Here is a 12,775-nt window from a genome sequence, read left to right on the forward strand (position 1 = left end):
GGACTACGCAGAAAGCTTTAACATACAGATATAGGAATGTCGAAGACAAGCACTGAGCGAAGCATAGAGAAATAGGGAGGAAACCTGCGATGACAAATACAACGAAGGCACCTGGAGAGACAAAAGTTGGCTTTATTGGTACAGGCGTGATGGGTAAAAGCATGGCTGGGCACATCCAGCAAGCGGGATATCCGCTGCATGTGTACACGCGAACTGCTGCCAAAGCGGAAGCATTGGTGAAGGAAGGTGCCGTATGGCATGACACACCAGGCAAACTGGCTGCCGCGTGTGATGTCATCATCACAATGGTGGGGTATCCGAAAGATGTAGAGGAGATTTATCTCGGTGAGGATGGTCTCGTAGCCAATGCCAAACCGGGTTCATATCTGATTGATATGACAACATCCAGTCCGTTACTGGCTGCACGAATCTTTGAAGCTGCGGAAGCCAAAGGACTGCATGCACTGGACGCGCCTGTATCGGGCGGTGATATCGGAGCGCAGAACGCGAAGTTGTCCATTATGGTTGGTGGTAGTTCGGAGGCCTTTGAAGCTGTGCGTCCGCTGTTTGAGCAGATGGGCACCAACATTGTGTTGCAAGGCAAGGCGGGAGCCGGGCAGCATACCAAAATGTGCAACCAGATTGCCATTGCCTCTGGCATGATGGGCGTATGCGAAGCACTTGCCTATGCCAAGACGTCTGGTCTGGACGCGGAGACCGTGCTGAAGAGCATTGCTACCGGTGCAGCCGGAAGCTGGTCGCTCAGCAATCTCGGTCCGCGCATGATCGCAGGCGATTATGAGCCTGGATTCTATGTGAAACATTTTATCAAAGATATGGGAATTGCACTGGAGTCTGCAAAAGCGATGGGCATGAAAACGCCTGGGTTGGCTTTGGCCGAATCTCTGTATCAGGAAATAGCGAATAATGGTCTGGAAGAGAAGGGTACTCAGGTGCTCTACACCTATTATCTTCAGGCTTAACAACCAAGAGAACAGCAGCGTATTCTTTTTCTATTCAGGAAAGGGTTGCGCTGTTTTTTTCAATTTTGCGGTTTATTTATGCGTCTAAAGTCACGAAATTGGTTAAATGTTCATATGTACTTTACGTCTTGGAGAGATTTTGATCGTTTTCCCTTTATTTTTACCCCGCTTTATCCGACATAAGTAATAGAAGTTTACATAATGAATGTGTCAAAGGATGTTATTCCTCCTGTAATGGTCACCCGTAACCCACACTATAATAGAACGGAGCTTGCCCATGTTCAAGAAAATCCTGTCTCTGTTCAAGACACAACCAGAGCTTGCGAACCAGATTACAGCCTCCGCTTCAGCGTTACCATCAACGACAACCATTCCCCCGCGTATGGTCCGAAGTAAGCGCAAGAAAAAAGCGGAAGGGGATTGGACACGTCAGCCGGAGGAGCCTAGTACAGCAGATCAGCTGATAGGTCTTCCAAGTCAATATAAAGTGCTGAACGACCTGCTCGTTACCAATCCGAAGTCACGCTCCGGTTATTCGCAGATTGATCATGTTGTGATCGGCCCTCGGGCAATCTTTGTGATCGAAACCAGAAATCTGACGACAGGTGAGATTCGCGGTGGAAGAAGAGAGGCCAATTGGTCGGTCAGCAGCAGCCGGGTCAAAATGTACAATCCACTTATGCAGCATCGTGCACATGTGGAAGCCATCCATGCACACCTTGGAGACTACAAAAGAGTACGTCTCGTCTCTATGGTGACCTTCACCAACCGATGCCGCATCAGTGTTGATCCTGCTGTGAGGTATGTGAATTCGGATGAACTGATCATCTACGATCATGAATTGGTGGAAACGATTCAGCGCAAGACGGAACGACTTGAGACTGAGGTTCCCGAAACCGTATTTCAAGAGAAAGATATCCAGGCGATCTACGCTCTGTTATCATCGGTTAATTCCACCGATCCTCAGATTCGGTCAGAGCATATGGAGAAGGCTAAAGGGATCAAATAATTACGCTTCACAAACACTGTTGTCCATATGGGCGGCAGTGTTTTTGCGTTGCGGTGGTAGTTAATGCGCGCCTAGTAAAAGGCTTTAGACACAGGTATATCGTCGTATACAACCGGTTTTTAACTTATGATAGAATGTAGACCATATCCAATTGTGTGAATCAAGCATGTTATATGAAAGGATATTTTTGTAAGTAAGTGTTCAAGTCTTGGAGCAGAGGTTAATGGTTCTCAGGAATATACATACGATAGGGGAAGATTATACGATGAAATGGAATTATACGATAAAGACGTTCACAGTTATGCTTGGTTTGGCAGCGATTCTGACAGCTTGTGGTGGCGGAGCGAAAGAGACGTCATCGCCGGAGTCTGCTTCCGGTACAGAAGTTGCTTCATCAGAAACAAGCAGCTCGAATGCTGCCGTAACAGAAACCACAGCAACCGGTTCGAATGGGAGTGATGAGATAGGTTCAGCTACAGAAGAAGCTTCTTCAGCTGACGACGGCAAGATTGGAAAGGACTCCACATTGGAAGAGTTGAAGCAGCAGTATGCGGATAAACTTGGTTATATCCGTGTCCCTCTGAATGATTATCCGGTGCGTCGGGTCAGTGAGGCAGGTTCCAAAAATATTAATGTAGCCAATTATAGCGATGCCGTTGTGGACATGAATGCAGGGGTGCCGATTCATTCCGATTCGCAGCGGTTAATTGATGATGCCTTTCCATTTTTCACAACCGTACAAGCACCTGACGAATCTTATATAACTTGGGAAGAAGCAACCAATCTGGAGCGTGCCATGGTGAAAACACTGTTTATCGCCCGTGAAGGTCTACTGATCACTGAAGATGCGATGAAAAATAAGGATTATAGCAGTACATCGTTCCAGGATTCCAAGGATTTCTTCAGGGTCACAGCGAAATTTGAATCCATGGCACCTGTTGCACAGCATCCGCGTGACATTACGTTGAGTACGCTATACGACAAAGCACGCACGTCATGGGGCAAGCTTGCTGCGATGGACCCGGAGCAGGATGAAGCGGCGTTTGCTGAGATGTACAAGACGACGAGAACCGATGCCAATAATGCCATGGGGTTGCTTAATGTTCTGTTGTCTACGAATGAGGAAGAACGGATCAAAGAGATTTACGGGGAATAAAAATGCCGTGATCCAGAGTTAATCTGGATCATCCCGGTAACATGTCTGGATCACATGCCTTCAAACTCTGACTACCGATTGAAGCGGGGTCAGGGTTTTTCTGGTTTTTTCCAATAGGTGTATGATATGTTTTTAGGAGTAAGACATGTCCGGAATATAGGTGAGGTGTGGGAAAGATGTGGTGGATGAACTTTTGTAAACGCTTTAAATTTAAAACGAAGCTAATCTTGTTTTTATCTACCGCAACGGTCTTAATCTCCGGAATCACAGGGTTGATCACCTATCGCATCCATATCGACCTGTTCAATGAAGAGGTCAGTCGCCAGTATAGTCTTACCGCAGAGCAGATTCTTGCACGTCTGGATTCCAGGGTACACGACATGTATAAAGTCACCGATTATATCACACTGAATCCCTCCGTAAAAAATGCCATCAAAGCACAGACCTCTGGCATCTCGTCCTATGATCAGATGAAGCTAGAAGATGAACTGGATGATCAGTTGTATCAGGTAAGGCTGGATGCACCGGAGATCATGGGGCTCCGCATATATGACCTGAAGGAAAACATATTTAATCTCGGTGCCTTTGCTGGCTCATTTCAACAGATGGATCCTTCCTATCTGGCAGAGATGGTTCATAGACTGGAAGGAACGGGCGGCGAATATGGTTGGAATCGTTTGGGGCCGGATGCCTTCTTGCAGGAGGAACAATCCAATTGGATTCTGGCGGGACGATTAATGCGGTCTGTTGATCTGGAGACCTATGGCGTCATGTTAATTCTGTTTAACACCTCGTTGTTCGAATCGTATCTCAAAGATCTGCGACTGAACGAGGAAGTTGCTGTCTACTTGTTTGACGCAGATGGTGAGCTTCTATATGCCTTTCATAATCAGGATGCGGATCCACCACCACTTACCGAGCTAAGCCTAGGGGCGACGGAGATCAGGGACGAGCAGGGAACAACCCAATTGTATACGAAGCAAACGTCAGACAAAGCGGGCTTCACCCTGGTCAGCAAGGTCTCACTGGCTCAGATTCAGAACAAGGGAAAGATTATTGTAAAAGTTGCTGTGTTCTCTGCAGTAGCCAGCATATTATGCTCCTGGTTCATCATTACCGTAATTAGCGGCAGACTGTTGCGTCCACTTGCGAGTCTAGTCAACGCGATGAAAAGAGTGCGTGATGGACAGTTCGATACACGGGTACGGATCGAGACACGGGATGAGCTCGGTTTCATCGGTGAACGATTCAATGCAATGGCTTCCCGGATTGATACGCTTATACATGAAGTGTACGAGCGCGAACTCAGTGAAAAAGAGGCTGAACTCAAAGCTATTCAGGCCCAGCTGAATCCCCATTTTCTGTATAACACGCTGAGCATGTTTTTCTGGAAGTTCTATATGCTTGGTGATGAGAAATCGGCTCGCCTGGTCACTGCCTTGTCCGAGATGCTGCAGTATACGCTGGAACCCGTGCAGCAACTGACGACCGTTCAGGATGAGATGAAGCAAATAGATCACTACCTGCAGATTCAGCAGGCCCGGTATCAGGAAGCCTTGTCGATTGAAATTGCCGTTCCTGCTGAATTGCTTCGCTGTCAGGTGATCCGGCTGTTGCTTCAGCCCATCGTGGAGAATGTTTTTGTTCATGCCTTCTCGGACAAAAGGAACAACCGCCATCTGGAGATTCGTGGCTCGCGGCAAAACGGGCATGAAGGAGAGCCGGATCTGCTCATCATCGAAATTTCAGATAACGGCTGCGGCATGCACGCATCGGTCATTGAACGCATTATGAAGCCAGTGGCACATGCCGATGAGGAACGTCAGCACATTGGCATGCGGAGTGTACTTCGAAGAATTGAGTTGATTCACGGTGAACCCTACGGTGTACAGATCGAGTCGACTGTGGGAGAGGGTACGCTAGTACGTCTTTGTTTGCCTTATCAGATCGGTGAGGACTTATGCCGGGAAATTCAGGTGACTGAGAGGAGTAGGTTCTGTTGAATGGACGTATGCTTGTAGTGGATGATGAAGCATTATTTCGTCAGGGTCTGATTCATCTGGTTCGCAATAACCCCCTCGGTTGGGAGGTTGTTGGGGAAGCGGCCGATGGAGAAGAAGCGATACAGGCTGTACACAGCTGCACACCTGATCTAATCATTACGGACATCAACATGCCTGTGATGGATGGTCTAGATTTGGCTGAACGCATACACGAGAGTGGACTGGACATTATGATTATCATTTTGACAGGTTATCGAGAGTTCGAATATGCACAGCGTGCCATCCGATATGGAGCAATTGAATTTTTGTTAAAGCCGTTCTCGCTCGATGAAGCATGCCAGGTGTTACAAAAGGCACATGAACGATATCGCCGAAAACAGTCCGACATTCGGATCAGGGAACAATACAGCCAGGTGGACCGTACCGAGAGACTGCGAGAGGAACTGACTTTGTTGCTGCTCCACCATCAATTCGGATCGATAATGAATCGGATCGAGATGTTGCTAGAAGAAGCGTCCGGGATGAGCTTGTCACAAGGCAAAGCGGAGATTCATATGCTTATGAAGGTCATGACGGACTTACGGGTACAACAGCTTCAGCCTCAGGAATCCAGTGGTATGGACTCAACTGCCCCAGATCCACTACTCTGGATTCATACCATACCTGAAGTCATCGCTTGGGCCAGATGCAAGAGCGAAGAGTGGGTGGATATGATAATGCGGCTAACTCAGGAACAGCAGGATCATGTCGTTACACGAGTTATACAGTATATTGAAATGAACTATTCCAGCACATGTACGTTGCAGGCCGTGGCTGCCCATGTTCATGTGACTCCCAACTACTTAAGCCATTTGTTCAAAAAAGAGACAGGACAAGGCTTCAGCCAATATGTCAGCAAGCGCCGAATTGATAAGGCGAAGCTGCTGCTGCACAGCACTCGGCAGAGTATGGCAGATATCGCGGAACTGACCGGGTTCGATAACTCCAGTTATTTTACAACCGTATTCAAACAGATGACGGGGGTATCACCCCGCGAATATCGCAAGCAAGTAGCCAAGTGAAGTGCCCGGTAGCAATCCCCCTCGAACTGCTGCAGGGTCTCAAATTAAAGAGAAGCCTTCTCTTAATATCTGTTCGTTTCCAAGGTCAACCCCACCATGTGGGGTTATTTTTGCGTAGAAAATTATAAAAGGATCGTTAAATAACAAATGTTTACGCTTACATTTTTATCTAAAATACAACTATAGTACATCAACAGCAGAGAGGAGTGATGGATGTGAAGGGAGAACTGACCGCAGGTCCGCCGTCTGGATTACAACCGCCGGACAGTGAGATGAAGCAGCGGCTTCGGCAGCAGCGGCTTCGACGATTCAAGATGAATATTCCGTTAATCTTGATGTTTGTTCCGGTGATTATGTTCTACCTTACCTTTCGTTATGCACCCATCGGAGGGCTGGTCATGGCCTTTAAGGATTACAACTTCTATGATGGGCTGTGGAACAGTCCATGGGTGGGCTTTCAGCATTTTCAGACGCTGTTCAGTGATCCGCGCACGGTGGAGATTATTCGCAACACCTTGTTCCTCAGTCTGTTAAGCATCATTATCGGGTTTCCCATTCCGATCATTCTGGCCATTATGCTGAATGAAGTGCGAAACATGGCCTTTAAGCGAACGGTGCAGACGGTGGTCTATATGCCACACTTCTTTTCCTGGGTCATCATTGCGATGATGATCATGACGGTTTTCTCTTTGGAAAATGGGATCGTCAACCGCTGGGTCGAGGCCTGGACGGGAGCACCTTATCCGTTCATGTACAACAAGGGTTCGTGGGTAGCGGTGTTTGTTGGCTCAGGGATATGGAAGGACATGGGCTTTAATGCCATCATTTTTCTCGCGGCACTAACGACCATTGATCCGAGTCAATACGAGGCTGCACAGATGGATGGGGCCAGCAAAATGCGCCAGATCTGGCATGTCACCCTTCCGGGTATACGCTCTACCATTATTCTCCTGCTGATTTTGTCGATGGGGCGGGTGATGGAGGTCGGATTCGACCAGGTGTATATGCTTCAGAATTCCAATGTCAATGAGATAGCAGATGTAATCAGTACCTATATCTACCGCACCGGTCTACAGGGAGCACAGTTCAGCCTGACAACAGCGATGGGATTGTTCGAATCACTGGTTGCATTTATCCTCATTTTCAGTGCAAATTATATCGCGCGTCGATTTAACGAAGGTTTGTGGTAGGGAGGGAGAACAGCATGAGAAAAACCAAAGGAGAAAAAGTCTTTTATCAAATCAATTATGTATTGTTGTCATTGGTTGCCGTCAGCTGTATCCTGCCCTTACTGAACATTGTTGCTTTGTCATTTAGTGATGCGAGAGCGGTTGTTTCAGGTCAAGTGGGGTTATGGCCCGTCGATTTCACCTGGTTCTCCTATCACAGCCTAATTACGGGAACGCCGATTCTGAATGCATTCTGGAACAGTGTGGAGATCACATTGATCGGTACAGGGCTCAGCATGGCGGTGACGATTATGGCGGCATATCCGCTGTCACGTAGACATTTTTACCACCGGCGCTTCTTTACGATGGCGATGGTGTTCACGATGATTTTTAACGGTGGACTCATCCCGACTTATTTGGTTGTGCAAAATCTCGGTCTTGTGAACAGTTACGGCGCGCTTTGGCTACCGGGTCTGGTAAGCACTTACAACATGCTGATTATGCGATCTTATTTTGAAAATCTGCCGGGGGAAGTGGACGAGGCTGCGCGCATCGATGGTTGTGGTGAACTGGGGCTTTTGTTCCGAATCGTGTTGCCATTATCCAAACCTTTGCTGGCGACTATTGCTCTCTTTTACGGCGTGGGTTACTGGAATTCGTTCATGAGTGTGATGATTTATATCAATGATACGTCCAAATACAACATGACCGTGCTCGTCCAAAATATGATTATGTCCAATCTGAATGTACAGGATTTTACTGATCCAACGATGATATCGAATCTGACCCCGGAAGGCATCCGGGCAGCAGCTGTCATTGTGATGGTCATACCCATTTTGGCAGTGTATCCGTTCTTGCAGAAGTACTTCGTTAAAGGGGTCATGCTTGGATCAATTAAAGGTTAAAGCAGGCTGTGGGTTAACCCGCATGGGTTCATATTACAGGAGAGAAAGAGGGTCTTATCTATGGCGTTAACGATGAAGGCATGGATGAAGTCGGGTCTCGTTCTGGGCTTGATCGGTGGTTTGCTGGCGGGATGTACAGGAGGTAAAGGTAGCGAACAGGCGGAAGGCGAAGGCAACAGGGGGAACATTACGTCAACGATCTATGATCGGGGCGCGGTCCCAAGCGGCATGGGTACGATCGAAGATAATATGTGGTCCAAGTGGATTAACGAGAATGGCCCGGCTAATGTAAAATATACAGCAGTTCCCCGCTGGGAATCTCAGTCGAAACTTAACGTATTATTCGCTTCTGGCAGTGCACCGGATATCATTTTTGAATTCGGTACGCCCATCCGTAACACTCTGTTTAATCAAAAACAGCTGATGCCACTGGATGAGTTGATCGAGAACTCGAGTGTGGAATACAAAGCCTTGATGGAGAAATATCCCCAGCTCAAGAAGGCTGGCATCAAAAGCGATGGTAAGCTCTATGAAGTGGGACGTATGAACGAGGTGTTTCCACTAACGAGCTTTTTTATTCGGGAAGACTGGTTGGAAAAGTTGAATCTGGAGGTACCGACCAATGAGGAAGAGATGCTGGCGGTAGCCAAGGCATTCACGGAGAATGATCCCGATGGAAACGGAGCTAAGGATACATACGGCATCGGTGGATTTCAGTTCGGCGATACAGCGGGTCTGTTCCGCTATATGTACAACGCCAACTGGGTGAATGTGGAGGACGGGGAGATGGTGGTTGGTCCCAACAACATGAAAGAAGCCACGGCATTCAAACGTGCATTATATGAAGCAGGAGTGGTGGATAAGGACTTATTGACCGACAAGGACGGGGCCAAGGCAAAGCAGGATTTCCTGAATGGCAAAATCGGTATGTACGCGGCCATGACTTCGGATTATACCGGGTTTGCAGCGAAGGAACTGGATACACTGATGCAGAATGTTCCTGAAGCCAAATTAAAGGTTATCGCTCTGCCAACCACGTCCGTAGGACAGCACACGATGGTGTGGAATAACCCGGTTCAGATGACTGCAGCTGTGAATTCACGAGCCAAAAATCCGGAAGCAGTTATGCAATATATCGATTTTCTGACCAAAACAGAGTCAGGTCGAACCTTCAAAAATGGATTTGAAAACACGCATTATACGCTGAACGATCAAGGCTGTCCGCGCATCTCGGATCAGGAGAAATATAAGCAGGAGATCAGCTGGGCAGGCGATTACGCCATGTTGTACAGCCGTCTGGAGGAAGGCAAATGCGGGTACACAGAAATGCTGTTCAGCGAAGAGATCCCATCGCAGAAGGAAGGACTTCGACTATTCAAGGAAGCGCGTGAGGTATACATGACGGATCTTCCTGTAGGAGAGGGTGTTACCCATTCAGAACATATGCCGCAGCTACCCAAGGAGCTTCAGGTGAAGTTGACCAATGTGACAACAGCGATCAACGATATCTTTACCCGCTCCATCATTGGCGGAAGCAAATATACAGTCGAACAGGCTGCAACGGAAGCACAGCAGAAGTGGGAGCAAGGCGGGGGCCCGGAGATTGAAGCATGGTACAAAGACTGGTGGAGCAAGGAAAAGGATAATGTACTAGTCTGGGACGACTTCTATGAAATCTATGAACAACAACAGGCTGATTTTGAAAAATCGGAATAAATTCACGGATTCAAATCATTCATGAAATTTATAATTTTGGTGTTGATAGAAATAAGCGCTCTGATCCCCTGATCAGAGCCTTTTTATGTTTGGGCTTCAAATAGGGGAATATTTGACTGAAAAATGAAGTGAAGAGAAAGTTCTCGCATCTCGCTTGAAACTATATCCAGAACGATGCGTATCATAAGGTATTAATTGTTTTTTAATGTAGAAAATTGCCGTATTTCAGAGTATAGTTAAGGAATAATTTAACTTATATTCAACATGATGTAGACATGAAAGTTACTGAAAAATCTTGAAAAGAATGTACGGAACACCAGGTTGAAACTATTGGAGGTTGAGTATGAGTTCATTTAAAAGCTGGTTAAATTCAACAAAACAAGGACTTGAAGAGCAAGTCAAAAAGTTTAAAAATAAAGATTTTATGGATGCCGTGGTTGCAGGTTGTGCACTGGTTGCTTTTGCAGATGGTTCCATTGACGAAGCGGAAAAGAACAAGATGGCCGGTTATATCAACCTGAGTCAGGAATTGAAAGTATTTGATATGGCTGAAGTGATTACACGCTTTAATCATTATGTCGCGAACTTTGAGTTCTCTCCAGAGATCGGGAAGCAGGAAGCGCTGAAAGCCATTGGGAAATTCAAAGCCAAGCCGGATGTAGGACGCGTTATTGTGGGTGTATGCAGTGCGATTGGTTCAGCTGACGGCAACTTTGATGATCAGGAGAAAAGAGTCGTTGCCGAGATATGCATCGTACTTGGACTGAACCCGAGTGAATTCAATCTCTAAGTAGCTATTTTACATATGAAGGGAGGTGAAAATCAGTGGCAAGCATTAATTTGGTCAAAGGACAAAAGATTGATTTAACCAAAGGCAATGCAGGACTTACTGAGGTGATTGCTGGTCTCGGTTGGGACCCGGTAACTGCCAAAGGTTTCTTTGGAAGAAAAAAACAAGCGGATATCGATTGTGATGCATCGGCGATCATGTTGAATGAGGAAGGCAAGTTGGTCAAGGACTCCAACCTGGTTTGCTTCCACAACAAGCAAAGTGCATGTCGTTCGGTTATCCATTCAGGTGACAATCTAACAGGACAGGGAGACGGTGACGACGAACAGATCAAAATGGATCTGTCCCGTATTCCTGCTGATGTTCATAAAGTATTAATCGTTGTTAATATCTACGATTGTGTCAATCGCAAGCAAGATTTTGGCATGATTGAGAAGGCTTATATTCGTATTCTGGATGGTAAAAATTCCAGTGAGCTCGTGAAGTTCAATCTATCCGAAAACTACACAGGTTCAACAGCGTTGATCTGTGGTGAATTGTATCGTCATGGAGGCGAATGGAAATTCTCGGCAATTGGAGAGGGTTCCCATGCGGTACATATCAATGAACTCGCTCGCAGGTACTCCTAAGTACAAGATTTAACCTAAATCGACAATAACCCTGATATTCATATGTCACGATAACTACAATACACTTAAATAAGCGAGGATGATCATACGATGGCAATTAATCTCTCTAAAGGTCAAAAAATCGATCTGACTAAAACGAACCCAGGTTTGACAAAAATCACAGTAGGCTTGGGCTGGGATACCAATAAGTATGATGGCGGAAAAGACTTTGACCTGGATGTATCGGTATTCTGTGCCAATGCAAACGGTAAAGTAGAAGGCGAGAAAAACTTCATCTTCTTCAACAATCCACAAAATGAAAATGGTTCTGTTGTTCACACCGGTGACAACCGTACAGGAGATGGCGATGGTGATGATGAGCAGATCAATATCGACCTGCCTAACGTACCCGCGAATGTAGAGAAAATTGCATTCTCCATTACAATCTACGAAGCTACAGAACGTAGCCAGAACTTCGGACAAGTCTCCCGTGCTTATGTGCGAATCGTCAACGAAGCAAACAGCGAAGAACTGATTCGTTTCGACCTGGGAGAAGACTTCTCCATCGAAACAGGTGTAGTTGTTGGTGAATTGTATCGTCATAGCGGCGAGTGGAAGTTCAGTGCCATCGGTAGTGGTTACCAAGATGGATTGGTTGGATTGACACGCGACTACGGTTTGCAATAGGACGTACAGTACGACTTACAGGATGGGAAGAACCGTCTCCTGGACGGTTCTCCTTTTCATTTAATCACATATTTGGAAAGGTGGAAAAACAAATGACGATCAGTCTTGCCAAAGGACAACGTATTGACCTGACTAAGACGAATCCGGGCCTTACCCGTGTGGTGGTTGGTTTGGGTTGGGATACAAACAAATATAGTGGTGGAGTCGACTTTGACCTGGACGCTTCGGCTTTTTTGTTGTACGAAGATGGAAAAGCCAAAGGTACGGATGACTTTGTTTTTTACAACAATCCAAGCGGCGGTGCGGGTTCAGTGACACATACCGGTGACAATCGTACGGGTGAGGGTGACGGCGATGATGAACAAGTTGTTGTTGACTTCAGCAAAATCCCTGCGCACATTCACCGGATCGGTATTACGGTAACCATCTATGATGGAGATGGACGAGGGCAGAATTTTGGACAAGTCTCCAATGCTTTTGTTCGTGTTGTAGATGCTGCAAGTGATCGGGAAGTGCTTCGTTTCGACCTCGGAGAGGACTATTCCACAGAAACAGCTGTGGTGTTCTGTGAGTTCTACCGTGCAGGTGCGGACTGGAAATTCCAGGCGGTAGGCAGCGGCTTCACCGGTGGACTATCTGCTTTATGCAAAAATTACGGGCTGGATGCACAATAACATAACTTGGCATA

The 12,775-nt window shown here is 46.7% G+C and carries 12 protein-coding genes; all 12 read left to right on the forward strand.

Translation table 11 applies throughout. From position 1 onward, the window contains the following. Window positions 1-89 precede the first annotated feature (89 nt). Window positions 90-983 carry an NAD(P)-dependent oxidoreductase gene (locus MHI55_RS05570; RefSeq protein WP_036606250.1) on the forward strand — a complete coding sequence of 298 codons (894 nt, stop codon included), beginning with the start codon at window positions 90-92 and terminating at the stop codon, window positions 981-983. A gap of 277 nt (window positions 984-1,260) precedes the next feature. After that, window positions 1,261-1,992 (forward strand): nuclease-related domain-containing protein, encoded by a 732-nt coding sequence (locus MHI55_RS05575; RefSeq protein WP_017690394.1) that lies wholly within the window; start codon window positions 1,261-1,263, stop codon window positions 1,990-1,992. A 265-nt stretch (window positions 1,993-2,257) separates the two neighbouring features. Beyond that, on the forward strand, window positions 2,258-3,148 hold the full coding sequence (locus tag MHI55_RS05580; RefSeq protein WP_101314686.1) for a hypothetical protein: 891 nt from the start codon (window positions 2,258-2,260) through the stop codon (window positions 3,146-3,148). A 227-nt stretch (window positions 3,149-3,375) separates the two neighbouring features. After that, window positions 3,376-5,151 (forward strand): histidine kinase, encoded by a 1,776-nt coding sequence (locus MHI55_RS05585; RefSeq protein ID WP_340389233.1) that lies wholly within the window; start codon window positions 3,376-3,378, stop codon window positions 5,149-5,151. Next, window positions 5,148-6,212, forward strand: coding sequence for a response regulator (locus MHI55_RS05590; RefSeq protein WP_340389235.1), 1,065 nt, complete (start codon window positions 5,148-5,150; stop codon window positions 6,210-6,212). The genes MHI55_RS05585 and MHI55_RS05590 overlap by 4 nt, the downstream gene beginning before the upstream one ends. A 272-nt stretch (window positions 6,213-6,484) precedes the next feature. Beyond that, complete coding sequence (locus MHI55_RS05595) at window positions 6,485-7,402, forward strand: ABC transporter permease subunit (protein ID WP_051446994.1); 918 nt, start codon at window positions 6,485-6,487, stop codon at window positions 7,400-7,402. A 14-nt stretch (window positions 7,403-7,416) separates the two neighbouring features. Continuing rightward, window positions 7,417-8,286, forward strand: coding sequence for a carbohydrate ABC transporter permease (locus MHI55_RS05600; RefSeq protein WP_340389237.1), 870 nt, complete (start codon window positions 7,417-7,419; stop codon window positions 8,284-8,286). Between the two features lie 60 nt (window positions 8,287-8,346). Further along, a complete protein-coding gene (locus MHI55_RS05605; RefSeq protein ID WP_083669860.1) occupies window positions 8,347-10,002 on the forward strand; it encodes an extracellular solute-binding protein in 1,656 nt (551 codons plus the stop codon). 343 nt (window positions 10,003-10,345) lie between these two features. After that, window positions 10,346-10,792: a tellurite resistance TerB family protein gene (locus MHI55_RS05610; RefSeq protein ID WP_036606259.1), complete on the forward strand. Its 447-nt coding sequence runs from the start codon at window positions 10,346-10,348 to the stop codon at window positions 10,790-10,792. A 35-nt stretch (window positions 10,793-10,827) separates the two neighbouring features. Further along, a complete protein-coding gene (locus MHI55_RS05615; protein ID WP_036672556.1) occupies window positions 10,828-11,421 on the forward strand; it encodes a TerD family protein in 594 nt (197 codons plus the stop codon). Between the two features lie 90 nt (window positions 11,422-11,511). After that, complete coding sequence (locus MHI55_RS05620) at window positions 11,512-12,087, forward strand: TerD family protein (protein ID WP_036606264.1); 576 nt, start codon at window positions 11,512-11,514, stop codon at window positions 12,085-12,087. 92 nt (window positions 12,088-12,179) lie between these two features. Further along, window positions 12,180-12,761, forward strand: a complete 582-nt coding sequence (locus MHI55_RS05625) for a TerD family protein (RefSeq protein ID WP_036606267.1) — start codon at window positions 12,180-12,182, stop codon at window positions 12,759-12,761. The last annotated feature ends 14 nt before the right edge of the window (window positions 12,762-12,775 follow it).

The organism is Paenibacillus sp. FSL E2-0151, assembly GCF_037993015.1.
Taxonomy (GTDB): Bacteria; Bacillota; Bacilli; order Paenibacillales; family Paenibacillaceae; genus Paenibacillus; species Paenibacillus amylolyticus.